The organism is Enterobacter kobei, assembly GCF_001729765.1.
Classification (GTDB): Bacteria; Pseudomonadota; Gammaproteobacteria; order Enterobacterales; family Enterobacteriaceae; genus Enterobacter; species Enterobacter kobei.
Genome location: NZ_CP017181.1, coordinates 4,675,378 through 4,701,034, shown reverse-complemented (window position 1 = coordinate 4,701,034; position 25,657 = coordinate 4,675,378). Strand labels below are relative to the sequence as shown.

At 55.0% G+C, this 25,657-nt stretch carries 23 protein-coding genes, 2 tRNA genes and 1 rRNA gene; 20 read left to right on the top strand and 6 right to left on the bottom strand.

Annotation, left to right across the window (positions count from 1 at the left end):
- The first annotated feature begins 35 nt into the window (after nucleotides 1-35).
- From rrf to BFV64_RS22805, 3 genes are all read left to right on the top strand, one after another.
- Nucleotides 36-151: ribosomal RNA gene (gene rrf, locus BFV64_RS22815) — 5S ribosomal RNA — on the top strand.
- Between the two features lie 56 nt (nucleotides 152-207).
- Nucleotides 208-284: transfer RNA gene (locus BFV64_RS22810), tRNA-Asp, on the top strand.
- 53 nt (nucleotides 285-337) lie between these two features.
- A tRNA-Trp gene (locus BFV64_RS22805) sits at nucleotides 338-413 on the top strand.
- Between the two features lie 93 nt (nucleotides 414-506).
- Here BFV64_RS22805 and hdfR read toward each other — a convergent pair.
- On the bottom strand, nucleotides 507-1,328 hold the full coding sequence (gene hdfR / locus BFV64_RS22800; protein ID WP_014885681.1) for an HTH-type transcriptional regulator HdfR: 822 nt from the start codon (nucleotides 1,326-1,328) through the stop codon (nucleotides 507-509).
- 118 nt (nucleotides 1,329-1,446) lie between these two features.
- On the opposite strand from hdfR, the gene BFV64_RS22795 reads away from it, so the two are divergent.
- Nucleotides 1,447-1,785, top strand: coding sequence for a MaoP family protein (locus tag BFV64_RS22795; protein WP_014885680.1), 339 nt, complete (start codon nucleotides 1,447-1,449; stop codon nucleotides 1,783-1,785).
- Between the two features lie 29 nt (nucleotides 1,786-1,814).
- Here BFV64_RS22795 and BFV64_RS22790 read toward each other — a convergent pair whose 3' ends face one another.
- The gene (locus BFV64_RS22790; RefSeq protein ID WP_059372219.1) at nucleotides 1,815-3,335 is read right to left on the bottom strand and encodes a YifB family Mg chelatase-like AAA ATPase; all 1,521 of its coding nucleotides are present in this window, start codon (nucleotides 3,333-3,335) and stop codon (nucleotides 1,815-1,817) included.
- 341 nt (nucleotides 3,336-3,676) lie between these two features.
- Here BFV64_RS22790 and ilvL point away from each other — a divergent pair, with 341 nt between their 5' ends.
- From ilvL to ilvA, 7 genes are all read left to right on the top strand, one after another.
- Nucleotides 3,677-3,775, top strand: a complete 99-nt coding sequence (gene ilvL, locus BFV64_RS24790) for an ilv operon leader peptide (protein ID WP_001311244.1) — start codon at nucleotides 3,677-3,679, stop codon at nucleotides 3,773-3,775.
- An 86-nt stretch (nucleotides 3,776-3,861) separates the two neighbouring features.
- On the top strand, nucleotides 3,862-3,912 hold the full coding sequence (gene ilvX, locus BFV64_RS26175; RefSeq protein WP_201405605.1) for a peptide IlvX: 51 nt from the start codon (nucleotides 3,862-3,864) through the stop codon (nucleotides 3,910-3,912).
- A 2-nt stretch (nucleotides 3,913-3,914) separates the two neighbouring features.
- Nucleotides 3,915-5,561 (top strand): acetolactate synthase 2 catalytic subunit, encoded by a 1,647-nt coding sequence (gene ilvG, locus BFV64_RS22785; RefSeq protein ID WP_069602448.1) that lies wholly within the window; start codon nucleotides 3,915-3,917, stop codon nucleotides 5,559-5,561.
- Nucleotides 5,558-5,821, top strand: coding sequence for an acetolactate synthase 2 small subunit (ilvM, locus tag BFV64_RS22780; RefSeq protein ID WP_003860184.1), 264 nt, complete (start codon nucleotides 5,558-5,560; stop codon nucleotides 5,819-5,821). The genes ilvG and ilvM overlap by 4 nt, the downstream gene beginning before the upstream one ends.
- An 18-nt stretch (nucleotides 5,822-5,839) precedes the next feature.
- On the top strand, nucleotides 5,840-6,769 hold the full coding sequence (gene ilvE, locus BFV64_RS22775; RefSeq protein ID WP_014885677.1) for a branched-chain-amino-acid transaminase: 930 nt from the start codon (nucleotides 5,840-5,842) through the stop codon (nucleotides 6,767-6,769).
- Between the two features lie 60 nt (nucleotides 6,770-6,829).
- Nucleotides 6,830-8,680, top strand: a complete 1,851-nt coding sequence (gene ilvD / locus BFV64_RS22770) for a dihydroxy-acid dehydratase (protein ID WP_045281894.1) — start codon at nucleotides 6,830-6,832, stop codon at nucleotides 8,678-8,680.
- A 2-nt stretch (nucleotides 8,681-8,682) separates the two neighbouring features.
- Nucleotides 8,683-10,227: a threonine ammonia-lyase, biosynthetic gene (gene ilvA / locus BFV64_RS22765; protein WP_014885675.1), complete on the top strand. Its 1,545-nt coding sequence runs from the start codon at nucleotides 8,683-8,685 to the stop codon at nucleotides 10,225-10,227.
- A gap of 18 nt (nucleotides 10,228-10,245) precedes the next feature.
- Here ilvA and ilvY read toward each other — a convergent pair whose 3' ends face one another.
- Nucleotides 10,246-11,136 (bottom strand): HTH-type transcriptional activator IlvY, encoded by an 891-nt coding sequence (ilvY, locus tag BFV64_RS22760; protein ID WP_014885674.1) that lies wholly within the window; start codon nucleotides 11,134-11,136, stop codon nucleotides 10,246-10,248.
- Between the two features lie 152 nt (nucleotides 11,137-11,288).
- Here ilvY and ilvC point away from each other — a divergent pair, with 152 nt between their 5' ends.
- Nucleotides 11,289-12,764 carry a ketol-acid reductoisomerase gene (gene ilvC, locus BFV64_RS22755; protein WP_045135412.1) on the top strand — a complete coding sequence of 492 codons (1,476 nt, stop codon included), beginning with the start codon at nucleotides 11,289-11,291 and terminating at the stop codon, nucleotides 12,762-12,764.
- Nucleotides 12,765-12,849: 85 nt separating this feature from the next.
- On the opposite strand, the gene ppiC is transcribed toward ilvC, so the two are convergent.
- Complete coding sequence (gene ppiC / locus BFV64_RS22750) at nucleotides 12,850-13,131, bottom strand: peptidylprolyl isomerase PpiC (RefSeq protein WP_008501570.1); 282 nt, start codon at nucleotides 13,129-13,131, stop codon at nucleotides 12,850-12,852.
- An 85-nt stretch (nucleotides 13,132-13,216) separates the two neighbouring features.
- On the opposite strand from ppiC, the gene rep reads away from it, so the two are divergent.
- Entirely contained in the window at nucleotides 13,217-15,241 is a 2,025-nt protein-coding gene (rep, locus tag BFV64_RS22745; protein WP_008501569.1) for a DNA helicase Rep, read from the top strand.
- A gap of 56 nt (nucleotides 15,242-15,297) precedes the next feature.
- Here rep and gppA read toward each other — a convergent pair whose 3' ends face one another.
- Both gppA and rhlB read right to left on the bottom strand, forming a co-directional pair.
- Nucleotides 15,298-16,782, bottom strand: a complete 1,485-nt coding sequence (gene gppA / locus BFV64_RS22740; RefSeq protein ID WP_045281893.1) for a guanosine-5'-triphosphate,3'-diphosphate diphosphatase — start codon at nucleotides 16,780-16,782, stop codon at nucleotides 15,298-15,300.
- Nucleotides 16,783-16,788: 6 nt separating this feature from the next.
- The gene (rhlB, locus tag BFV64_RS22735; RefSeq protein ID WP_014885670.1) at nucleotides 16,789-18,054 is read right to left on the bottom strand and encodes an ATP-dependent RNA helicase RhlB; all 1,266 of its coding nucleotides are present in this window, start codon (nucleotides 18,052-18,054) and stop codon (nucleotides 16,789-16,791) included.
- A 144-nt stretch (nucleotides 18,055-18,198) separates the two neighbouring features.
- On the opposite strand from rhlB, the gene trxA reads away from it, so the two are divergent.
- From trxA to rffC, 7 genes are all read left to right on the top strand, one after another.
- Nucleotides 18,199-18,528, top strand: a complete 330-nt coding sequence (gene trxA, locus BFV64_RS22730) for a thioredoxin TrxA (protein WP_006179218.1) — start codon at nucleotides 18,199-18,201, stop codon at nucleotides 18,526-18,528.
- Nucleotides 18,529-18,872: 344 nt separating this feature from the next.
- Nucleotides 18,873-20,132, top strand: coding sequence for a transcription termination factor Rho (rho, locus tag BFV64_RS22725; RefSeq protein WP_008501566.1), 1,260 nt, complete (start codon nucleotides 18,873-18,875; stop codon nucleotides 20,130-20,132).
- Between the two features lie 241 nt (nucleotides 20,133-20,373).
- Nucleotides 20,374-21,477 carry a UDP-N-acetylglucosamine--undecaprenyl-phosphate N-acetylglucosaminephosphotransferase gene (gene wecA / locus BFV64_RS22720; RefSeq protein ID WP_014885669.1) on the top strand — a complete coding sequence of 368 codons (1,104 nt, stop codon included), beginning with the start codon at nucleotides 20,374-20,376 and terminating at the stop codon, nucleotides 21,475-21,477.
- A 13-nt stretch (nucleotides 21,478-21,490) separates the two neighbouring features.
- Nucleotides 21,491-22,537: an ECA polysaccharide chain length modulation protein gene (gene wzzE / locus BFV64_RS22715; RefSeq protein WP_014885668.1), complete on the top strand. Its 1,047-nt coding sequence runs from the start codon at nucleotides 21,491-21,493 to the stop codon at nucleotides 22,535-22,537.
- Nucleotides 22,538-22,593: 56 nt separating this feature from the next.
- Nucleotides 22,594-23,724 (top strand): non-hydrolyzing UDP-N-acetylglucosamine 2-epimerase, encoded by a 1,131-nt coding sequence (wecB, locus tag BFV64_RS22710; RefSeq protein ID WP_014885667.1) that lies wholly within the window; start codon nucleotides 22,594-22,596, stop codon nucleotides 23,722-23,724.
- Nucleotides 23,721-24,983, top strand: a complete 1,263-nt coding sequence (gene wecC / locus BFV64_RS22705) for a UDP-N-acetyl-D-mannosamine dehydrogenase (protein ID WP_045135414.1) — start codon at nucleotides 23,721-23,723, stop codon at nucleotides 24,981-24,983. The genes wecB and wecC overlap by 4 nt, the downstream gene beginning before the upstream one ends.
- Nucleotides 24,980-25,657, top strand: coding sequence for a dTDP-4-amino-4,6-dideoxy-D-galactose acyltransferase (gene rffC, locus BFV64_RS22700; RefSeq protein ID WP_045135415.1), 678 nt, complete (start codon nucleotides 24,980-24,982; stop codon nucleotides 25,655-25,657). The genes wecC and rffC overlap by 4 nt, the downstream gene beginning before the upstream one ends.

The following is a 25,657-nucleotide window of genomic DNA, read 5'->3' as shown; positions in this document are numbered from 1 at the left end:
AGACGATTTTCAGCTGATACAGATTACAGAATTTGCCTGGCGGCTTTAGCGCGGTGGTCCCACCTGACCCCATGCCGAACTCAGAAGTGAAACGCCGTAGCGCCGATGGTAGTGTGGGGTCTCCCCATGTGAGAGTAGGGAACTGCCAGGCATCAAATTAAGTAGTAAGCCGGTGCATAAATCCGGTGGTTACAAGCAGTCTTCGGTGGAGCGGTAGTTCAGTCGGTTAGAATACCTGCCTGTCACGCAGGGGGTCGCGGGTTCGAGTCCCGTCCGTTCCGCCACTTATTAAGACATTAAGCCTGCCTCACTGGCAGGCTTAATGGCAAAAAACTTTAGGGGCGTAGCTCAGTTGGTAGAGCACCGGTCTCCAAAACCGGGTGTCGCGAGTTCGAGTCTCTCCGCCCCTGCCATATCGAATCCTTTGCTTCGGCAAAGGATTTTTTTTTGCCTGAAATACAACGGCACACCTGAATTTTCAGCCAGCTTCCCTGCTGGCTGATGCATCATTCCATAATATTGATTTTTAAGAGATCTTTTATCTGCGACTGCTTATCGCTGTTTTGCAGCCAAATCGCATACAGCGGGCGCGAAATGGTGGTGGAATCTATCACGGTATGTAGCCCCGCTTTAGTATCTGCCCAACGGGCTGGTAACCAGGTGCAACCCTTCAACAAGGGAAGTTGCTGACAGGCAATCTCGGCAGAACTGGTGGTTAACTGTGGAACATCATCTGGGGCTATCAATCCCGCCTCATGCTGCTGAAAATCAGGACCCCACTCCAGGCGCAAATAGGTCAGATCGGCTTTCATCATTGAAGGTTCAGAAGCATAAAGTGCCAGACCAAACTGCCCTACGATCTGGCTGCTAAATTCGTCCATCTTGGGGGCTTCGGTCGTGATAAGAAGATCAAGCTGGCGCTCATGAAGTTGCTTAACCAGGGACTGGCGTTGCGCAATTCTGGCTTCAAATTGCAAATGTTCATGAGAACGATATAGCCGGGTAAGCCACTGACTTAGCATACATTCCCACAGTGACGCGCTGGCCCCTATCGAGAACTCATTGTGCCTCGACGTATGGGCAACCTCTTTACGTGCTGCCTGCCAGGTATTCATCAACGTTTCCGCATAGGGGAGCAGTTTCTCACCGGCAGGCGTTAAACGTATGTTGTTGCGGTGGCGGGTAAAAAGATTCACACCCAGTTGATTTTCCAGCTGTCGAATACGAAAACTGACCGCTGACTGCGTCAGGTAAAGGGCTTCAGCTGCTCGCCCAAAGTGGCGTGTTCTGCTCACTTCGAGGAAAGTTTTTAGCAATTCCGTATCCACATCTTTCTCCGCAAAATAATTTGTCGTTATGATTTAAATGTTTTGTTTTACACTCTGTCAAGCGTAACTAATACTCCGCGCCATAAATAGCTCGGCCAAAGAATTAGGAGCGTGTAGGATGGCGGAAAGCTTTACGACGACTAATCGTTTTTTCGACAATAAACATTATCCGCGCGGGTTCTCTCGTCACGGCGATTTCACCATCAAAGAGGCGCAGCTGCTTGAGCGTCATGGTTATGCCTTCAACGAGCTGGATCTGGGTAAGCGTGAGCCCGCAACTGAAGATGAAAAGCAGTTTGTCTTAGTGTGCCGTGGCGAGCGTGAGCCACAGTCTGAAGCAGAACGTGTATGGATCAAGTACATGGCGCGCATTAAGCGTCCAAAACGCTTCCATACGCTCTCCGGCGGTAAGCCGCAGATGGAAGGCGCAGAAGACTACACTGAGTCTGATGACTAAGATGATGAGAAGGGGCTACGGCCCCTTTTTTACGCCAGCAACTTCTGCAGATGGAGCAGCAAACGATCGATAGCGCGGTAGCTCAGCGCCTCCTGCAAGTGTTTCCTCTGAATGTCACTACAACCCTCCACGTCAGCAATGGTTCTGGCCACTTTCAGCAAACGCTGCCACGCGCGTATAGAAAGACCAAAACGCGTCAAGGTTTCCTCCAGCCAAACCGCATCCTCTATGTTAAGAGAACAAAACTGCCGGAGCCCGGCATTATCCAGCCGTGCATTCAGCCTGTTCTGACGGGCATATTGTCGCGTCTGGGCAGCAATGACCCGCTCGCGTACATCTGCTGAGCTTTCACCCGTGATGCCTTTTTGCCTGAGCAGGCCCGGCGGGGGAAGGGGGATTTCGAGGGATAAATCGAAACGGTCGAGAAACGGGCCGGATAACTTTCCCAGATAGCGCAACGTCTGCTCAGGCGTACAGCGGTTATGGTTGCCCTGATAATGACCCGTAGGGCTGGGATTCATCGCAGCGACCAGCTGAAACTGCGCGGGATAGCTTATTTTGGCTCGCGTGCGTGAGATGTGTATCTCTCCAGATTCAATGGGTTCTCTCAGGGCATCCAGGACGCGGCGCTCAAACTCAGGCAGCTCGTCGAGAAACAGAATGCCATTGTGCGCCAGTGATATTTCACCCGGCCCGGGAATAGACCCACCGCCGACCATCGCCGTCAGTGAAGCGCTATGATGAGGTGAACGAAAAGGGCGACGGCGCCACTGTTTTTGCAACGAGGTAGAACTGATAAGGCTATAAATGGCGGCACTTTCCAGCGCTTCATGATTATTGAGCGGTGGCAGCAAGCCACTCAGCCTGCTCGCCAGCATCGTTTTACCCGTACCAGGCGGGCCGATCAAAAGAAGATTGTGTCCACCTGCGGCCGTAATCTCCAGCGCCCGTTTCCCTTGCTCCTGTCCCATAATCTCGCTGAGATCCTCTGGGGTATCGGCTATAACATTGTCACACTCTTCCGGCTCGGACAGTTCATGGCGCCCTTCCAGCCAGGCGCAAACTTCCTGTAAATGCCCTGCGACAAGACACCCCTTCTCGGCGATAAGACTCACTTCTGATGCATTTTCATTCGCGACAATGATTTGCCGTCCTGCACGTATAGCTTCCAGCGCGCCCGATATCGCACCGGGAACGCCCCTTAACGCGCCTGTGAGCGCGAGTTCTCCCACAAACTCGTACGAGCCTAGCCTGGTCGTATTAAGCTGCTCAGAGGCTGCGAGAAGCGCAATCGCGATAGGTAAATCATATCGTCCTCCCTCTTTGGGCAGATCGGCGGGAGCCAGGTTGATGGTGATCTTCTTTGCGGGGAAGGTATAACCGCTATTTATTATTGCGCTGCGAACGCGATCCCGGGCTTCTTTAACCGTCGTTTCAGGTAGCCCGACGAGCGTGAGCCCGGGTAGCCCATTACTCAGATGAACCTCTACAGAAATAAGCGGTGCCTTCACCCCGAGAGCCGCACGCGTATAAACAACTGACAGTGACATTTGCACTACCTCCTGGTACGACTATGCCAGTGCCTCTTTTGTCTGTTTAGCGTCATTTTGTGTATTTACGGCTCTTATTCAGAGATTTTAAGCGCACACTGAAATCATTACATACCCGTGGAAGACTTCTCGCAGAAGGTAAAAAGCGCCGTTTTGATGGTTAGCGCCGTCGTAAAAATATGAAAAATATTCATTCTTCAATTTCCCCATATAAAACAACGATTTTAAGAAATATGATTCGCGGCCTAACCAAATGCGTCATAAATAAATCTTGTGTTTGATTTAAAAACTGTGATACCTCTTTAGGTATTCCTTCGAACAAGATGCAAAAAGAACTGAAAATGACAGCCCTTCTACGAGTGATTAGCCTGGTCGTGATTAGCGTGGTGGTGATTATTATCCCACCGTGCGGGGCTGCACTTGGACGAGGAAAGGCTTAGAAATCAAGCCTTAACGAACTAAGACCCCCGCACCGAAAGGTCCGGGGGTTTTTTTATGACTAAAAAACGTAAACGAGGAGCAGGACATGACGACTAGCATAAAATTCTGTTTCTCCAGATTTATGACGGGGAACTAACTATGAATGGGGCACAATGGGTTGTACATGCGTTGCGCGCGCAGGGAGTCGAGACCGTATTCGGTTATCCGGGTGGCGCGATCATGCCGATTTACGATGCACTGTATGACGGCGGCGTGGAACATCTCTTGTGCCGACACGAGCAGGGGGCAGCAATGGCCGCTATCGGCTATGCCCGCGCGACGGGTAAAACTGGCGTGTGCATGGCAACGTCAGGTCCGGGCGCAACGAACCTGATTACCGGCCTGGCTGATGCACTGCTCGATTCCGTGCCCGTCGTGGCGATCACCGGTCAGGTGGCTTCCCCGTTTATCGGTACCGATGCTTTCCAGGAAGTGGACGTACTTGGTTTATCGCTGGCCTGCACCAAGCACAGCTTCCTTGTCCAGTCTCTGGATGAGCTGCCGCGCGTAATGGCCGAAGCGTTCGAAGTAGCGAGCTCGGGCCGCCCTGGCCCCGTTCTGGTGGATATCCCGAAAGATATCCAGGTTGCACTCGGCGAACTGGAACCGCACTTCTCCACCGTGGAAAGCGACGATGCGTTCCCGCATGCAGAGGTTGAAGAGGCGCGCCAGATGTTGGCGCAGGCGAAACAGCCGATGCTGTACGTCGGCGGGGGTGTCGGCATGGCGCAGGCCGTGCCTGCCCTGCGTGAATTTATCGCGGTAACGCAAATGCCTGCCACCTGCACGTTGAAAGGTCTTGGTGCGGTTGATGCAGACGACCCATACTATCTCGGCATGCTGGGGATGCACGGCACTAAAGCCGCAAACCTGGCGGTGCAAGAGTGCGATCTGCTCATCACCGTGGGTGCGCGTTTTGACGACCGCGTTACCGGCAAACTGAATACCTTCGCGCCAAATGCCAAAGTTATCCATATGGATATCGACCCGGCGGAGATGAACAAACTGCGTCAGGCGCACGTCGCGCTGCAGGGCGATCTCAATACGCTGTTACCTGCACTGGCGCAGCCACTGGATATCAGCGCGTGGCGCCAGCACGCCGCAGAGATGCGCGCCGAACACGCCTGGCGTTACGACCATCCTGGCGATGCCATCTACGCGCCGCTGCTGCTGAAACAGTTGTCTGACCGTAAACCGGCTGATAGCGTCGTCACCACCGACGTAGGCCAGCACCAGATGTGGTCAGCCCAGCACATGACCTACACCCGTCCGGAAAACTTCATCACCTCCAGCGGCTTAGGCACCATGGGCTTTGGCCTGCCTGCCGCCGTGGGTGCGCAGGTGGCTCGCCCGAACGATACGGTTATCTGTATCTCCGGTGACGGCTCCTTCATGATGAACGTTCAGGAGCTGGGAACCGTTAAGCGCAAGCAGTTGCCGCTGAAAATCGTGTTGCTGGATAATCAGCGTTTAGGGATGGTTCGCCAGTGGCAACAGCTGTTCTTCCAGGAGCGTTACAGCGAAACCACCCTGACCGATAACCCCGATTTCCTCACCCTGGCCAGCGCCTTCGGCATTCCTGGCCAGCACATCACCCGTAAAGACCAGGTTGAAGCGGCACTCGACACCATGCTGTCAAGCGAAGGGCCGTACCTGCTTCATGTCTCAATCGACGAGCTTGAGAACGTCTGGCCATTGGTACCGCCCGGTGCCAGTAACTCACAAATGCTGGAGAAATTATCATGATGCAACATCAGGTCGCCGTGCAGGCTCGCTTCAACCCGGAAACCTTGGAACGCGTTTTGCGTGTGGTCCGTCATCGTGGTTTTCAGATTTGCTCTATGAATATGGAGACGGCCACCGACGCGCAGAACATCAGTATCGAATTAACCGTTGCCAGCCCGCGGCCGGTCGACTTACTGTTTAGTCAGTTATCAAAACTGGTAGACGTTGCCCATGTTGCCATCTGCCAGAGCACAACCACATCACAACAAATCCGCGCTTAAGCGTGACAGGACGAAAAAATGACGACAAAAAAAGCTGATTACATTTGGTTCAATGGTGAGATGGTTCGCTGGGAGGACGCGAAGGTCCACGTCATGTCCCACGCGCTGCACTACGGCACCTCCGTCTTTGAAGGTATCCGTTGCTACGATTCTCACAAAGGGCCAGTGGTGTTCCGCCATCGCGAACACATGCAGCGTCTGCATGATTCAGCCAAAATTTATCGTTTCCCGGTTTCACAGAGCGTTGATGAGCTGATGGAAGCCTGCCGCGAAGTCATTCGCAAGAATAACCTTACCAGCGCCTACATTCGTCCACTGGTCTTCGTGGGTGATGTCGGTATGGGCGTGAACCCGCCAGCCGGTTACAACACCGATGTGATCATTGCCGCGTTCCCGTGGGGGGCTTACCTCGGAGCAGAAGCCCTGGAGCAGGGGATCGACGCAATGGTTTCTTCCTGGAACCGCGTGGCGCCAAACACCATCCCGACCGCTGCTAAAGCGGGCGGTAACTACCTTTCCTCTCTGCTGGTCGGTAGCGAAGCGCGCCGTCACGGCTATCAGGAAGGTATCGCGCTGGACGTGAATGGCTACATCTCGGAAGGCGCAGGTGAAAACCTGTTTGAAGTGAAAGATGGCATCCTGTTCACGCCGCCATTCACATCTTCCGCGCTGCCGGGTATTACCCGTGACGCCATCATCAAGCTGGCGAAAGACCTGGGTATCGAAGTGCGCGAGCAGGTGCTGTCTCGCGAATCCCTGTATCTGGCTGATGAAGTGTTCATGTCCGGTACGGCGGCTGAAATCACGCCGGTTCGTAGCGTAGACGGTATTCAGGTCGGCGAAGGCCGCTGTGGCCCGGTCACCAAACGCATCCAGCAAGCCTTCTTTGGCCTCTTTACTGGCGAAACAGAAGATAAATACGGCTGGTTGGATCAGGTTAATCACTAAATATAAATTTGGGACGGCACGCACCGTCCCATTGAATAGTCAGACGGGAGTAAATAAAGCATGCCTAAGTATCGTTCAGCCACCACCACCCACGGCCGTAACATGGCGGGTGCCCGCGCACTGTGGCGCGCCACCGGGATGACCGACGCCGATTTCGGCAAGCCAATTATCGCCGTGGTGAACTCCTTCACCCAGTTTGTGCCAGGCCATGTGCATCTGCGCGACCTCGGTAAACTGGTTGCCGAGCAAATCGAAGCTTCCGGCGGTGTGGCGAAAGAGTTCAACACCATCGCGGTGGATGACGGTATCGCAATGGGCCACGGGGGCATGCTCTATTCACTGCCGTCGCGTGAGCTGATCGCCGACTCGGTTGAGTACATGGTCAACGCCCACTGCGCCGATGCAATGGTCTGTATCTCCAACTGCGATAAAATCACCCCGGGGATGCTGATGGCCTCCCTGCGCCTGAACATTCCGGTGATCTTCGTCTCCGGCGGCCCAATGGAAGCCGGTAAAACCAAGCTGTCCGACAAAATCATCAAGCTCGACCTGGTCGATGCGATGATCCAGGGCGCGGATCCGAAAGTGTCTGACGAGCAGAGCGACCAGGTTGAACGCTCCGCGTGTCCGACCTGCGGCTCCTGTTCCGGGATGTTCACCGCCAACTCCATGAACTGTCTGACCGAAGCGCTGGGCCTGTCGCAGCCGGGTAACGGCTCGCTGCTGGCGACACACGCCGATCGTAAACAGCTGTTCCTCAACGCCGGTAAACGCATCGTTGAGCTCACCAAACGCTACTACGAACAGGATGATGCCAGTGCACTGCCGCGTAACATCGCCAGCAAAGCGGCGTTTGAAAATGCGATGACGCTGGATATCGCCATGGGCGGTTCCACCAATACCGTTCTGCACCTGCTGGCCGCCGCGCAGGAAGCCGAAATCGACTTCACCATGAGTGATATCGACAAGCTGTCCCGTAAAGTGCCGCAGCTGTGTAAAGTTGCGCCAAGCACCCAGAAATACCATATGGAAGATGTTCACCGTGCCGGTGGCGTAATCGGTATCCTGGGCGAGCTGGATCGCGCCGGGCTGCTGAACCGCGACGTGAAAAACGTGCTCGGCCTGACGCTGCCAGAGTCGCTGGACCAATACGACGTGATGCTGACCAGAGACGACGCGGTGAAAACGATGTTCCGCGCCGGTCCCGCCGGGATCCGTACCACGCAGGCGTTCTCGCAGGATTGCCGCTGGGATTCCCTGGATGACGATCGCGCCGAAGGCTGCATCCGTTCGCTGGAGCACGCCTACAGCAAGGACGGCGGTCTGGCCGTGCTGTACGGTAACTTCGCGGAAAACGGCTGCATCGTGAAAACGGCAGGCGTGGACGACAGCATCCTTAAATTCACCGGCCCGGCGAAAGTGTACGAAAGCCAGGATGAAGCGGTGGACGCCATCCTCGGTGGCAAAGTGGTAGAAGGCGACGTGGTTGTTATTCGCTATGAAGGGCCGAAAGGCGGGCCGGGCATGCAGGAAATGCTCTACCCAACCACCTTCCTGAAATCCATGGGTCTCGGCAAAGCCTGTGCGCTGATCACCGACGGTCGTTTCTCCGGCGGTACGTCCGGGCTCTCCATCGGCCACGTTTCACCGGAAGCGGCAAGCGGCGGCAACATCGCCATCATTGAAGACGGTGACCTGATCGAAATCGATATCCCGAATCGCGGCATTCAACTGAAGCTGAGCGACCAGGAAATTGCGGCCCGTCGTGAGGCACAAGAAGCGCGCGGCGATAAAGCCTGGACGCCGAAAGATCGTCAGCGTGAAGTCTCCTTCGCCCTGCGCGCATACGCGAGCCTTGCCACCAGTGCAGATAAAGGCGCGGTGCGCGATAAATCGAAACTTGGGGGCTAATGATGGCCGAGTCACAACCCTTATCCGCCGCCCCCGAGGGGGCGGAATATCTGAGAGCGGTGCTACGTGCACCGGTCTATGAAGCCGTGCAGGTCACGCCGCTTCAGAAAATGGAAAAACTCTCTTCGCGCCTCGATAACGTGATCCTGGTGAAGCGCGAAGACCGCCAGCCGGTGCACAGCTTCAAGCTGCGCGGCGCCTACGCGATGATGGCCGGACTGACCGATGAGCAAAAAGCGCGCGGCGTCATTACCGCCTCGGCGGGCAACCATGCGCAGGGCGTGGCGTTCTCGTCTGCTCGTCTGGGGTTGAAAGCGCTAATCGTGATGCCGGTTGCTACCGCTGACATCAAAGTCGACGCGGTACGCGGTTTCGGCGGGGAAGTGCTGCTCCACGGCGCCAATTTTGACGAAGCTAAAGCCAAAGCCATTGAGCTGGCGCAGCAGCAGGGCTTCACCTGGGTGCCGCCGTTCGATCACCCGATGGTCATTGCCGGACAAGGCACGCTGGCGCTTGAACTGCTGCAGCAGGATGCCCATCTCGACCGCGTCTTCGTTCCGGTGGGCGGCGGCGGGTTAGCGGCGGGTGTGGCCGTGCTGATTAAACAGCTGATGCCGCAGATTAAAGTCATCGCTGTTGAAGCTGAGGACTCTGCCTGCCTGAAAGCGGCGCTGGATGCCGGGCATCCGGTGGATCTGCCGCGCGTTGGTCTGTTTGCCGAGGGCGTGGCGGTAAAACGCATTGGCGATGAAACCTTCCGTCTCTGCCAGGAATACCTCGACGATATCGTCACGGTTGATAGCGATGCTATCTGCGCGGCAATGAAAGATCTGTTTGAGGATGTGCGTGCGGTCGCGGAGCCGTCCGGCGCGCTGGCCCTGGCGGGGATGAAAAAATACATCGCGCAGCACAACATCCGCGGCGAGCGCCTGGCGCATGTGCTTTCCGGCGCCAACGTGAACTTCCACGGCCTGCGCTACGTGTCCGAGCGCTGCGAGCTGGGTGAACAGCGTGAAGCATTGCTGGCGGTGACTATTCCGGAAGAGAAGGGGAGCTTCCTGAAGTTCTGCCAGCTGCTGGGCGGTCGTTCGGTGACGGAGTTCAACTACCGTTTCGCCGATGCCAAAGATGCCTGCATTTTCGTCGGCGTGCGTCTGAGCCGTGGCGTCGAGGAGCGTAAAGAGATCCTTAACCTCCTGCATGACGGTGGTTACAGCGTGGTGGACCTTTCAGACGACGAAATGGCGAAGCTGCACGTGCGCTATATGGTCGGCGGGCGTCCCTCGAAGCCGCTCAGGGAACGCCTGTTCAGCTTCGAATTCCCGGAATCACCGGGCGCGTTGCTCAAATTCCTGCACACGCTGGGCACGCACTGGAACATCTCCCTGTTCCATTACCGTAGCCACGGCACCGACTACGGCCGCGTGCTGGCGGCGTTTGAACTGGGTGAGCACGAGCCGGATTTTGAAACACGGCTGAACGAACTGGGCTATGAGTGTCACGACGAAACCCACAACCCCGCCTTCCGTTTCTTCCTGGCAGGATAAGCGGAGCGCAACCCGACTTCAATGGTTGGGCAATATCTTCCAGAACGCATCAATAAGCGGCTCATGCAGCCGCTTTTTTTGTGCGCACACGCCAAGCTCAAACGGCGTTTTCTCATCGCTGCGATCCAGAATCATCACGCGATTGCGCACCGGTTCCGGGCTATTTTCCAGCACCACTTCCGGCAATAGCGCCACGCCGCAGCCGAGCGCCACCATCGACACCATCGCCTCATGACCGCTGACCGTGGCGTAAATCAACGGGTTACTGATTTTTTGTCGGCGGAACCACAGCTCAATGCGACGGCGCACTGGCCCCTGGTCGGCCATGATAAACGGCACCGTGGACCAGTCCGGTTTTTCTACCGATACCTGGTTTCGCACCGGGCAGGGCAGCGCCGGGGCAATCAGTACCACCGCCAGATTTTCGAGCATTGAAAACGCTACCGCACCCGGGAGCGTTTCGGGTTTCCCTGCAATGGCGAGATCCGCTTCGCCCGTCACCACTTTTTCCATCGCGTCGGCGGCGTCGCCCGTGGTCAGCTTAATTTCAACCGATGGATGTGCCGCGCGGAAGCGATCAAGAATGGGCGGCAGATGGCTGTAGGCGGCGGTGACGGAGCAGAAAATATGCAGCTCGCCGGACAGCGACGGCCCCTGCTGGTCAATGGCGTGCCGTAGCTGCTGATACTGCAGCAACGTCTGCTGGGCAAAAAGGCGCAGTTCTTCACCCGCTTCCGTGAGCGTGACGGTGCGGTTATCGCGCACAAACAGCGGCTGGCCGAGGTCTTCCTCAAGGCGCTGTATCTGGCGCGAGAGCGTGGAGGGGCTGACGTGCATCGCCCGTGCGCTGCGGCCAAAGTGACGGCTTTCCGCCAGATGCAGAAACATTTTCAGATCGCGTAAATCCACCGATTCCACTCCCTCTTTTTATATTGCAAAAATTGCAATATGACGTTGTGAATATATCAATTTCCGCAATAAATTTCCTGTTGTAATGTGGTTCTATTCTCGCTGAAACGCGAACCGAACAATAAGACACACAACATCACGAGGTATCACCCATGGCTAACTACTTTAATACACTGAACTTGCGCCAGCAGCTGGCGCAGCTGGGCAAATGCCGCTTCATGGCGCGCGATGAATTTGCCGATGGCGCGAGCTACCTTCAGGGTAAAAAAGTGGTCATCGTCGGCTGTGGCGCACAGGGTCTGAACCAGGGCCTGAACATGCGTGACTCCGGTCTGGATATCTCTTATGCCCTGCGTAAAGAAGCGATTGCTGAAAAGCGTGCTTCCTGGCGTAAAGCGACCGAAAACGGCTTCAAAGTGGGCACCTACGAAGAGCTGATCCCGCAGGCGGATCTGGTGGTTAACCTGACCCCGGACAAACAGCACTCTGACGTGGTGCGTTCCGTACAGCCGCTGATGAAAGACGGCGCTGCGCTGGGTTACTCCCACGGCTTCAACATCGTTGAAGTGGGCGAGCAGATCCGCAAAGACATCACCGTAGTGATGGTGGCACCGAAGTGCCCGGGTACGGAAGTACGCGAAGAGTACAAACGTGGCTTCGGCGTACCGACCCTGATCGCGGTTCACCCGGAAAACGATCCGAAAGGCGAAGGCATGGCGATTGCCAAAGCATGGGCAGCGGCGACCGGCGGCCACCGTGCGGGTGTGCTGGAATCGTCCTTCGTTGCCGAAGTGAAATCTGACCTGATGGGCGAGCAGACCATTCTGTGCGGTATGCTGCAGGCCGGTTCTCTGCTGTGCTTCGACAAGCTGGTGGAAGAAGGCACCGACCCGGCCTACGCGGAAAAACTGATCCAGTTCGGCTGGGAAACCATCACCGAAGCGCTGAAGCAGGGCGGTATTACGCTGATGATGGACCGTCTGTCCAACCCGGCAAAACTGCGTGCTTACGCTCTGTCTGAACAGCTGAAAACCATCATGGCACCGCTGTTCCAGAAACATATGGACGACATCATCTCCGGCGAATTCTCTTCCGGCATGATGGCGGACTGGGCGAACGACGATAAGAAACTGCTGACCTGGCGTGAAGAGACCGGCAAAACCGCGTTCGAAACGGCACCACAGTTTGAAGGCAAAATTGGCGAGCAGGAGTACTTCGATAAAGGCGTACTGATGATCGCCATGGTGAAGGCGGGTGTTGAGCTGGCGTTCGAAACCATGGTGGATTCAGGCATCATCGAAGAGTCTGCCTACTACGAATCTCTGCACGAACTGCCGCTGATCGCGAACACCATCGCCCGTAAGCGTCTGTACGAAATGAACGTGGTTATCTCTGATACCGCTGAATACGGTAACTACCTGTTCTCTTACGCCTGCGTACCGCTGCTGAAAGAGTTCATGACCACCCTGCAACCGGGCGATCTGGGCAAAGCGATTGCGGAAGGTGCGGTAGACAACGCGCAGCTGCGCGATGTGAATGAAGCGATTCGCAGCCACCAGATCGAGAAAGTGGGTCACAAACTGCGTGGCTACATGACCGATATGAAGCGTATCGCGGTAGCGGGTTAACAACCTCGTCGGGTGGCGCTTCGCTTACCCGACCTACAAACACGTAAAATGTAGGCCGGGTAAGGCGCAGCCGACACCCGGCTTTTTATTTGCGATATAATACTTTAATGACGTGGTAGCCAAACTGCGTGTGCAGCGGACCCGTCGGCTCCAGCACCGGGCAGGAGAAGACCACTTTATCGAACGCCGGCACCATCTGACCCTGACGGAATTCACCTAAATCGCCGCCACGTTTGCCTGACGGACAAATTGAGTGCTTCTTAGCCAGCTTGCCGAAGTCGGCGCCGTTTTTTATCTGCTCCAGAAGATCCAGAGCCAGTTTCTCTTCTTTAACAAGAATATGCAGTGCTGCTGCTGTTTTTGCCATGATCGTGCCTTGAGTGGTATGGATTAGGCTCGCTATACTACCACGCTGTTATTCTCCCCTCCTGACTTTCATTGAGTGATCATTTATGCGTCTAAACCCCGGACAACAACAAGCCGTCGAATTTGTCACCGGACCCTGTCTGGTGCTGGCGGGAGCAGGATCCGGTAAAACGCGCGTCATCACCAATAAGATTGCGCACCTGATCCGTGGCTGTGGTTATCAGGCCCGTCACATTGCGGCGGTCACCTTTACCAACAAAGCGGCACGCGAAATGAAAGAACGTGTCGGCCAGACGCTGGGGCGCAAAGAGGCGCGCGGGCTGATGATCTCCACGTTCCACACGCTGGGGCTGGATATCATCAAACGTGAGTATGCCGCGCTGGGGATGAAATCCAACTTTTCGCTTTTCGATGACACCGACCAGGTGGCATTACTCAAAGAGCTCACTGAAGGGCTGATAGAAGATGACAAGGTGCTGTTGCAGCAGCTGATCTCGACGATCTCTAACTGGAAAAACGATCTGATGACCCCGGCCCAGGCTGCGGCGATCGCCAAAGGGGAACGGGATCGGATCTTCGCCCACTGTTATGGTCTGTACGATGCGCACATGAAAGCGTGTAATGTGCTGGACTTCGACGACCTGATCCTGCTGCCGACGCTGCTTTTACAGCGAAATGAAGAGGTGCGCGAGCGCTGGCAGAATAAAATCCGCTACCTGCTGGTGGATGAATATCAGGACACCAACACCAGCCAGTACGAGCTGGTAAAGCTTCTGGTGGGCCAGCGTGCCCGTTTCACCGTGGTAGGCGACGACGACCAGTCGATCTACTCCTGGCGCGGCGCGCGTCCGCAAAACCTGGTGCTGCTGAGTAAAGACTTCCCCGCGCTGCAGGTGATTAAGCTGGAGCAAAACTACCGCTCCTCCGGACGGATCCTGAAGGCGGCAAACATCCTGATTGCCAATAACCCGCACGTATTTGAAAAGCGCCTGTTCTCCGAGCTGGGCTACGGCACGGAGCTGAAAGTGCTCAGCGCCAACAATGAAGAACATGAAGCGGAGCGCGTGACGGGCGAACTGATTGCCCACCACTTCGTCAACAAAACCGAATATAAAGATTACGCGATCCTTTATCGCGGTAATCACCAGTCGCGCGTCTTTGAAAAGATGCTGATGCAGAACCGCATACCGTACAAAATCTCGGGCGGCACCTCGTTCTTCTCACGGCCTGAAATTAAAGATCTGCTGGCCTATCTGCGTGTGCTCACTAACCCGGATGACGACAGCGCGTTTCTGCGCATCGTGAATACGCCGAAGCGCGAAATCGGTCCGGCGACGCTGCAAAAGCTGGGTGAATGGGCGATGACCCGCAATAAAAGCCTGTTTACGGCCAGCTTCGATATGGGACTAAGCCAGACGCTGACCGGGCGCGGTTACGACTCGTTAACGCGATTCACCCACTGGCTTGGCGAAGTGCAGCGTCTTGCAGAGCGCGAGCCGGTGGCGGCGGTGCGCGATCTGATTCACGGTATTGATTACGAATCCTGGCTGTACGAAACCTCCGCCAGCCCGAAAGCGGCTGAGATGCGCATGAAAAACGTTAACCAGCTGTTCAGCTGGATGACCGAAATGCTGGAAGGCTCGGAAATCGATGAGCCGATGACCCTGACCCAGGTGGTCACTCGCTTTACCCTGCGCGACATGATGGAGCGCGGCGAGAGCGAAGAAGAGGCTGATCAGGTTCAGCTGATGACGCTGCATGCGTCAAAAGGGCTGGAGTTTCCGTATGTGTATCTGGTCGGCATGGAAGAGGGGTTGCTGCCCCATCAGAGCAGTATTGATGAAGACAACGTCGACGAGGAGCGGCGTCTGGCCTATGTGGGGATCACCCGTGCGCAGAAAGAGCTGACGTTCACGCTGTGTAAAGAGCGCCGCCAGTATGGTGAGCTTGTCCGCCCGGAGCCAAGCCGTTTTCTGCTGGAACTGCCGCAGGACGACCTGATTTGGGAACAAGAGCGCAAGGTGATTACCGCTGAAGAGCGGATGCACAAAGGCCAGGCGAACGTGGCAAACATTCGCGCCATGCTGGCAAAAGCCAAAGAGAAGGGATGAGTTTGAAGGGCTTGCAGGCCGGGTAAGCGCAGCGCCACCCGGCATATTTTACTCTCTTATTTTACTTCCAGTGCCCAGTGCACATAGCTTTGCCACTGGCACTCCAGCTCGATCATCTCTGCGCCGAGCGGGTGATGATCAATCCAGTTTTCCGGCAGCGTCAGCGTCAGCTTCTCATCATCGGCCACCAGATTAATCGCAGGCAGCAAATCATCACGACGACGGCTGGCAAACAGAATTGCCAGACGCAGCAGGCGGCACAGATGCTCGGCCACGCGCGGCGGTACAGCGTTTTGCTGATGAAGAGAGGAGAGATCAACGGCGTTGGTCTGGTTCAGCAGCAGCGTTGCCAGCAGCTTTTTCTGTGCGGGCGTGTAGCCCGGTAAGTCAAGGTTACGCACAAGGTAGGCTGCATGAGCCGGGGCCTGCTTAAAGTCGATGCTCAGCCCCACTTCATGCAGAGCACAAGCGCTCAGCAATAAATCGCGGCTCAGAGGGTCAAGATCCCAGACGTTAGCGACCTGATCGGCAAAGCGAGAGGCCAGCTGCGATACGCGGCCAGCCTGATCGATATCAACCAGAAAACGACGCTGCACGTTGCGCAAAGTACGGTTGCGGATGTCCTGATCCACTGAAAGATGCAGCATCCCGTAGACCAGACCTTCGCGCAGCGCGCCGCCGGCAAGGGTCATACACTGGATGTTCAGCTCGGTGAAAATGGCGATCAGAATGGCGAGCCCGCTCGGGAAGACCAGGGCACGTTCCAGCGTCAGGCCTTCAATTTCCAGCTCTTCCAGGCGTCCGCACTGAATAGCGCGCTGTTTAAGCTGCTGAAGCTTGGCAAGCGTAATGCGCTCGTCCATTCCCTGCGCCATCATGATTTCCTGCAGGGCCTGAACGGTACCTGACGCACCGACACACACTTTCCAGCCGTGGTAGCGCAGTTCGTCCATCACCGGACGTAACACTTCGCGCGCGGCATTTTCTGCCTCGTCGAAATTCTCTTTACCCAGATTGCGGTCAGCGAAGTAACGCTCAAGCCAGGTTACGCAGCCCATCGACAGGCTGAACAGCGAGGTCGCCTGCGCGCCGGTACCGGTCACAAGCTCGGTACTGGCACCGCCGATATCTACCACCAGACGGCGATCGTCCCCGCCTGTCGTATGCGCAACTCCCTGATAGATCAGGCGAGCTTCTTCTTCGCCGCTGATTACCTGAACCGGGCACCCCAGGATTTCCTGCGCTTTGGCAATAAAATCCACGGCGTTAACCGCCAGGCGGAGCGTCGCGGTGGCGACCACGGTGATTTGGGCATGCGGGATATCCTGCAGACGCTCTGCAAAGAGCCGCAGACACTGCCAGCCACGTTCCATGGCTTCGGGAGAGAGAACATTATCGCTGCTCAGGCCCGCCGCGAGGCGGACCTTGCGCTTAATGCGCGTCAGCGTTTGTATGCTCCCTGCCACCTCGCGCACAACCAGCATATGAAAACTATTCGAACCGAGATCGATTGCTGCATAAAGCGAGGTGGAGCTGAGCATATTTTCTTAACCTGAACGACGACGATTACGCGGCGCGCCTGAACGACGCGGGCCATTGCCGGAGCGTGGGCGTGTAAGACGCTTAGGCGGCGGCAGTTCGCTTAACAGCGCTTCCGGATTGTATTTGCTCTGCGGAATCGAGTGACCGATGTACGTCTCAATGGCTGGAAGATTCAGCGCATACTCTTCACACGCAAGGCTGATTGAGTGGCCGCTCGCACCCGCGCGACCGGTACGACCGATACGGTGTACATAGTCTTCGCAGTCATCCGGCAGATCATAGTTAAAGACGTGCGTAACGGCAGGAATGTGCAAGCCACGCGCAGCCACGTCGGTTGCGACCAGAATATCGAGATCGCCACGGGTAAATTCGTCGAGGATACGCAGGCGTTTTTTCTGTGCAACGTCGCCAGTGAGCAGGCCCACACGGTGACCGTCTGCAGCCAGATGGCCCCAGATGTCTTCACAGCGGTGTTTGGTGTTTGCGAAGATAATGGCGCGGTCCGGCCACTCTTCTTCGATCAGCGTTTGCAGCAGACGCATTTTCTCTTCATTAGAAGGATAGAAGAGCTCTTCTTTAATGCGATGACCTGTTTTCTGCTCAGGCTCGACTTCCACGTATTCGGCGTTGTTCATCTGTTCAAACGCCAGTTCACGCACACGGTAAGAGAGGGTGGCAGAGAACAGCATGTTCAGACGCTGATTGGCCGGCGGCATGCGGCGGAACAGCCAGCGGATATCTTTAATGAAGCCCAGATCGTACATACGGTCGGCTTCATCAAGCACCACAACCTGGATTGCGCCGAGGTTGATGTGGTTCTGTTTGGCGTAGTCGATAAGACGGCCAGTGGTACCAATCAGGATATCCACGCCGCTTTCCAGCACTTTCAGCTGCTTATCGTAGCCGTCACCGCCATAGGCCAGGCCAAGCTTCAGACCGGTAGCCTGTGCCAGGGGTTCAGCGTCTGCGTGGATCTGTACCGCCAGTTCTCGCGTCGGGGCCATAATGAGCGCGCGCGGCTGGTTAACTTTGCGGTCTGCAATCGCTGGGTGAGAAAGTAAATAATGAAACGTTGACGTTAAAAACGCCATCGTTTTGCCGGTACCGGTTTGCGCCTGCCCTGCAACATCGCGACCGGCCAGCGTCAGCGGCAGTGCGAGAGCCTGAATGGGCGTGCAGTTATGAAACCCTTTAGTTTCAAGGGCTTCAATCACTTTTGGGTGCAGGGCGAAGTCGGAAAACTTCTGTTCTGTTAAATGTGTTTTGCTCATAGTGTGGTAGAATATCAGCTTACTATTGCTTTACGAAAGCGTATCCGGTGAAATAAAGTCAACCTTTAGTTGGTTAATGCGACATCAACACGTCGTTGGTGTAGACAAAACCAACGTACCAGGCTTATTCCTGTGGAGTTATATATGAGCGATAAAATTATTCACCTGACTGACGATAGTTTTGACACGGACGTACTTAAGGCTGACGGGCTGATCCTCGTCGATTTCTGGGCTGAATGGTGTGGTCCTTGCAAAATGATCGCTCCGATTCTGGATGAAATCGCTGACGAATATCAGGGCAAACTGACCGTTGCCAAACTGAACATCGACCAGAACCCGGGCACCGCACCAAAATACGGTATCCGTGGCATCCCGACCCTGCTGCTGTTCAAAAACGGCGAAGTGGCGGCGACCAAAGTGGGCGCGCTGTCCAAAGGTCAACTGAAAGAGTTCCTGGACGCTAACCTGGCGTAAGGTTTCTCCGCTGCGCGTCCAGAGCACCCGGCTAAATGATGTGGAACTCTGGACGCCCGGCTTAAGTCGTGCTAAGTTAGCTATGACTTCGTTTTAAACATATCTGTTGTTTGAATCTTGTTTTACCCGATACTTCCCCTTGTTGACATCAACAGTGCGTGAAGTGGCTAAATTCCGGGCTTGTCACTCAATCCGTCTTGTCGTTTCAGTTCTGCGTTCTTTCCCTGTGACCAGACAGCGAACAGACATGAGATGATGGCCGCTAAACAGGCATGGATGACCCTGCCATACCATTCACAACATTAAGTTCGAGAATCACCCCGAGTTTAAGAACCCACACCATTATGAATCTTACCGAATTAAAGAATACGCCGGTTTCTGAGCTGATCACTCTCGGCGAAAATATGGGGCTGGAAAACCAGGCTCGTATGCGCAAGCAGGACATCATTTTCGCCATCCTGAAGCAGCATGCTAAGAGTGGCGAAGATATCTTTGGCGACGGTGTGTTGGAGATATTGCAAGACGGATTTGGTTTCCTCCGCTCTGCAGACAGCTCCTACCTCGCCGGCCCTGACGACATCTACGTATCCCCCAGCCAAATCCGCCGTTTCAACCTCCGCACTGGTGACACCATTTCAGGTAAGATTCGTCCTCCTAAAGAGGGTGAACGCTACTTTGCGCTGTTGAAAGTCAATGAAGTTAACTTTGACAAGCCAGAAAACTCACGTAACAAGATCCTCTTTGAGAACTTAACGCCTCTGCACGCGAACTCTCGCCTGCGCATGGAGCGTGGTAATGGTTCAACGGAAGATTTAACCGCGCGTGTTCTGGATCTGGCATCGCCAATTGGTCGCGGCCAACGTGGTCTGATTGTGGCACCGCCAAAAGCGGGTAAAACGATGCTGCTGCAGAATATCGCGCAGAGCATCGCCTATAACCACCCGGACTGCGTACTAATGGTACTGCTGATTGACGAACGTCCGGAAGAAGTGACCGAGATGCAGCGTCTGGTTAAAGGTGAAGTGGTTGCTTCTACCTTTGACGAACCCGCCTCTCGTCACGTTCAGGTCGCGGAAATGGTTATCGAGAAGGCGAAACGCCTGGTTGAGCACAAGAAAGACGTGATCATCCTGCTCGACTCCATTACCCGTCTGGCACGTGCTTACAACACCGTGGTTCCGGCTTCCGGTAAAGTACTGACCGGTGGTGTGGACGCCAACGCCCTGCACCGTCCGAAACGCTTCTTCGGTGCGGCACGTAACGTCGAAGAGGGCGGCAGCCTGACCATCATCGCAACGGCGCTGATCGATACCGGCTCCAAAATGGACGAAGTGATTTACGAAGAATTTAAAGGTACAGGTAACATGGAACTGCACCTTTCTCGTAAGATCGCTGAAAAACGCGTCTTCCCGGCAATCGACTACAACCGTTCCGGTACCCGTAAAGAAGAGCTGCTCACTACCCAGGAAGAGCTGCAGAAAATGTGGATCCTGCGCAAAATCATCCATCCAATGGGTGAAATCGACGCAATGGAATTCCTCATTAACAAACTGGCGATGACCAAAACGAACGACGATTTCTTCGATATGATGAAGCGCTCGTAACGTAAATAAAGCCTGTAAACGCCACGTTTTTACGTGGCGTTTTTCTTTTATGGATTATACGCTAGTACCATCTACTCCCAATTTTGACCGGTCAGTGCGACAATAAGATAATTCGCACAGTAAAAACATTAATAGCTTGAATAATAAGCAAATGGAATTGTAAGAGGTTTGCTTTATAACTTCAGGCTCAGCGCCTTGATGGTTATACTTCCTTGACTAACATTTGTTGAGAACATCCATTGTGAACCTACTTGATACGTTTACTGAACTAACCAGTATTTTCTTATTTACCACCTGCTTTTTGTTTCTGGCTCGTAAGGTGGCAAAATACCTGGGATTAGTGGATAAACCTAACTTCCGTAAGCGGCATCAAGGCATGATCCCTCTGGTTGGGGGGATTTCTGTTTTTGCAGGTATCTGCTTCACTTTTGCAATAGCTGATTATTACATTCCCCACGCCCGGTTGTACCTGGCATGTGCAACCGTTCTCGTCGTGGTCGGCGCTCTTGACGATCGTTATGACATTAGCGTCAAGATCCGTGCCTTCGTTCAGGCTGCTGTAGCCATCACCATGATGACATTCGCAAAGTTGCACCTGAGTAGCCTGGGCTATATTTTTGGCCTCTGGGAGATGGAGCTCGGCCCATTCGGTTATTTCCTGACGCTTTTTGCTGTGTGGGTTGCGATTAACGCATTTAACATGGTTGACGGTATTGATGGATTGCTGGGAGGACTGTCCTGCGTCTCATTTGCCGCAATAGGTTTCATTTTATGGTTCGACGGGCAATACAGCCTGGCTATGTGGTGTTTTGCCATGATTGCGGCGATCCTGCCATATATCATGTTAAATCTTGGCGCACTGGGTCGACGCTACAAAGTATTCATGGGCGATGCGGGTAGCACGTTCATCGGCTTTACTATCATTTGGATCTTGCTGGAAACCACTCAGGGTGACGTGCATCCCATTAGTCCTGTAACGGCATTGTGGATTATTGCCATCCCGTTAATGGATATGGTCGCCATTATGTATCGCCGGCTTCGTAAAGGGATGAGCCCTTTCTCTGCTGACCGTCAGCACATTCATCATTTGATCATGCGAGCCGGATTCACTTCCCGGCAGGCATTTGTGCTAATTACACTGGCGGCTGCTATTCTAGCGGGGATTGGTGTGACGGCGGAATATACACATTTTGTGCCTGAGTGGGCTATGTTGGTATTGTTCTTGCTTGCTTTTTCTCTCTATGGCTACTGCATTAAGCGCGCATGGAAAGTCGCGCGATTCATTAAACGTCTTAAGCGCAGGATGCGTCGTAACAGTGGCAAAAACACAACATTAACTAAGTAAAACCGGGACTATGATGACTCAACCGTTGGCGGGAGCGAAATCAGTGGTAACTGAGAATGAACTGGATATTCGGGGTTTGTTTCGCGTGTTATGGGCAGGCAAACTTTGGATTGCGGGGATCGCGCTGGGGTTTGCACTGTTGGCGCTGGCCTACACATTCTTTGCAAAACAGGAGTGGAGCGCCACGGCAATCACAGACAGACCAACGGTTAACATGCTCGGGGGGTACTATTCCCAGCAGCAATTCCTGCGAAACCTGGATATTAAAGCCAATCTCGCGACGCCGGACCAGGCTTCCGTTATGGATGAAGCCTATAAAGAGTTTGTGATGCAACTGGCCTCGTGGGATACACGCCGCGATTTCTGGTCCCAGACGGATTACTACAAGCAGCGTCGGGTTGATAACACCAAAGCCGATGCCGCGCTGCTGGACGATCTGATTAACAATGTTCAATTTATGCCGGGTGATGCGCTGCGTAACGTCAACGACAGCGTCAAGCTGATTGCAGAAACCGCGCCGGACGCCAACAATCTGTTGCGTCAGTACGTCGCGTTTGCCAGCCAGCGTGCCGCAAGCCATCTTAATGAAGAGCTGAAAGGCGCATGGGCGGCCCGCACAATCCAGATGAAGGCGCAGGTCAAACGCCAGGAGGAAGTGGCAAATGCCATTTTCGCCCGACGCATACATAACATTGAACAGGCGTTGAAAATTGCGGAGCAGCACAATATTTCCCGCTCTGAGACGGATGTCCCGGCAGATGAATTGCCTGACTCTGAAATGTTCCTGCTTGGTCGCCCAATGTTGCAGGCGCGTCTGGAAAATCTGCAGGCCGTTGGCCCTGATTTTGACCTCGACTACGATCAAAATCGCGCGATGTTGAACACGCTTAATGTCGGTCCCACGATGGACCCGCGTTTTCAGACCTATCGTTATTTGAGAACACCTGAAGAACCTGTAAAACGCGATAGTCCGCGCCGTGCATTCCTGATGATCATGTGGGGGATTGTGGGTGCACTCGCTGGTGCTGGTGTTGCGTTAACGCGTCGTCGCGCAAACTAAGAACGCCGTTTACGATGAAGGCCAGGGCCTTCATCGTCTAATCGAAGAGAATCGATGTGAAAGTACTTACCGTATTTGGCACCAGGCCGGAGGCCATTAAGATGGCGCCTCTGGTACATGCGCTGGCCAGCGACCCTGATATTGAAGCGAAAGTCTGCGTTACGGCCCAGCACCGTGAGATGCTCGACCAGGTCTTAACGCTCTTTTCCATCGTCCCGGATTACGATCTCAATATTATGAAGCCGGGACAAGGATTGACGGAAATAACCTGCCGCATACTGCAAGGTCTCAAGCCGATCCTGGAGTCATTCCAGCCCGACGTTGTTCTGGTACATGGCGATACCACGACGACGATGGCAACAAGCCTGGCCGCTTTTTACCAGCGTATTCCCGTCGGCCATGTTGAGGCGGGCCTGCGTACCGGCAACCTTTATTCGCCGTGGCCAGAAGAGGCCAACCGTACGCTTACCGGCCATCTGGCGATGTACCATTTTGCCCCTACCGAGAATTCGCGTCAGAACCTGCTGCGCGAAAATATCGCCGACAACAAAATTTTTGTGACCGGCAATACGGTCATTGATGCGTTGATTTGGGTACGCGATCGCGTCCTGGCAAACAGCGATCTGCAGAAAGCGCTCGCAGCCCGCTATCCATTCCTGAATAACGGCAAAAAAACCATTCTGGTCACAGGCCATCGTCGCGAAAGCTTTGGCCGGGGTTTTGAGCAAATCTGTCACGCGCTGGCTGAAATTGCGGCGCAGAACGTCGATGTACAGATTGTCTATCCGGTCCACCTCAATCCTAACGTCAGCGAGCCGGTCAACCGCATCCTTGGCCATGTTGAAAATGTCCTGCTGATTGAACCGCAGGACTACCTGCCGTTTGTCTGGCTGATGAACCATGCCTGGCTGATCCTCACCGATTCCGGCGGCATTCAGGAGGAAGCACCGTCCCTCGGCAAGCCGGTGCTGGTGATGCGTGAAACGACTGAACGCCCGGAAGCGGTTAAAGCGGGTACCGTGCGTCTGGTCGGTACTGACGCGCAGCTCATCGTCGAAGAGGTGACGCGACTTCTGCATGATGATGACGCATATCAGACAATGAGCCGGGCCCATAATCCATACGGAGATGGCCAGGCTTGTGGTCGTATTTTGCATGCACTTAAACACAATCGGGTATCGCTATGAGTTTTACTACCATCTCTGTCATTGGTCTTGGCTACATTGGCCTGCCCACCGCGGCGGCGTTTGCCTCTCGTCAGAAACAGGTTGTCGGTGTGGATATCAATGCCCGGGCGGTGGAAACCATTAACCGCGGCGAAATTCATATTGTTGAGCCCGATCTGGACCGCGTGGTGAAAGAGGCTGTTGACGGCGGCTTCCTGCGTGCCAGCACGACGCCAGTGGAAGCGGATGCGTACCTGATCGCCGTCCCGACGCCTTTTAAAGGCGAGCACGAGCCCGATATGATCTACGTCGAGGCGGCAGCGAAATCCATTGCCCCTGTGCTGAAGAAAGGGGCGCTGGTGATCCTGGAATCGACCTCGCCAGTGGGCGCCACCGAGCAGATGGCGCAGTGGCTGGCCGACGCGCGTCCCGATTTAAGCTTCCCGCAACAGGCGGGAGAGCAGGCGGATATCAACATCGCCTACTGTCCGGAGCGAGTGCTGCCGGGCCAGGTCATGGTTGAGCTGATTAAAAACGATCGCGTTATTGGCGGTATGACTCCCGTCTGCTCGGAACGTGCCAGCGCCCTGTACAAAATTTTCCTCGAAGGCGAATGCGTAGTGACCAACTCCCGCACCGCTGAAATGTGCAAGCTGACGGAAAACAGCTTCCGTGACGTGAATATCGCCTTTGCGAATGAGCTGTCGCTGATCTGCGCCGATCAGGGAATTAACGTCTGGGAATTGATTCGCCTGGCGAATCGCCATCCGCGCGTGAACATTCTTCAGCCGGGCCCGGGTGTGGGTGGACACTGTATCGCCGTCGATCCGTGGTTTATCGTGGCGCAGAATCCGGCGCAGGCGCGTCTGATCCGTACCGCGCGCGAAGTGAACGACAGCAAACCTCACTGGGTGCTCAACCAGGTCAAAGCCACGGTAGCCGATTGTCTTGCAGAGAGCGGCAAGCGAGCCAGCGAGCTGAAAATCGCCTGCTTTGGCCTGGCGTTTAAACCCAATATTGACGATTTGCGCGAAAGCCCGGCAATGGAAATTGCCGAGATGATCGCCGGGTGGCACAAGGGCGACACGGTGGTGGTTGAGCCGAATATCCATGAACTGCCGGCTAAACTGGCGGGGCACTGCACGTTGACGACCCTTGATGACGCGCTGGCAACGGCGGATGTGCTGGTGCTGCTGGTGGATCATAAAGAGTTTAAAGCGACGTCTGGTGATACCGTGCATCAACAGTATGTCGTTGATACCAAAGGCGTCTGGCGTTGAGTGAACTCCACGGCGTGCTTGAATCCCTTGAATGGGAAAGCACTTTTTTTGCACGCCCCTCGGCGATAGTGCGCTTGCGTGAGGATGCGCCTGCTCTGCAGGAAGCTGACTTCAGCGCCTGGCAGCGCGTGCAGGCTAAGATCCCGGCGGACCGCGCCGATTGGCTTGATGTGCTCCAGCAACACGGTTTTCAGCTGGTTGAAGGTGAGGCAGACCTGTCTATTGCCCTTACCCGACACGATGCGTGCGGGGCGGAACTTGCAACGGAACAGGATATCCCTGTATTACGCCAGATGGCGGCTAAGGCATTTGCTCAGAGCCGCTTTCGTGCGCCCTGGTATGCACCTGATGACAGCGGACGCTTCTATGCCCAGTGGATTGAGAATGCGGTCAAAGGCACCTTTGACCACGTCTGTCTGGTGTGTCGTGCCGCGGACGGTCAGATACAGGGATTCGTTTCGCTGCGTAAGCTCAACGAGCGCGAGGCGCGTATTGGCTTATTAGCCGGACGCGGTATGGGGGCAAAACTCATGCAGGCGGCGCTGCACTGGGCGCAGCAGCAGCAGAGTGTGACGCTGCGGGTGGCTACCCAAATGGGCAACACTGCCGCGCTTAAACGTTATATTGCGAGTGGTGCCAACATCGACGCCACCGCCTACTGGTTATACAGGTGA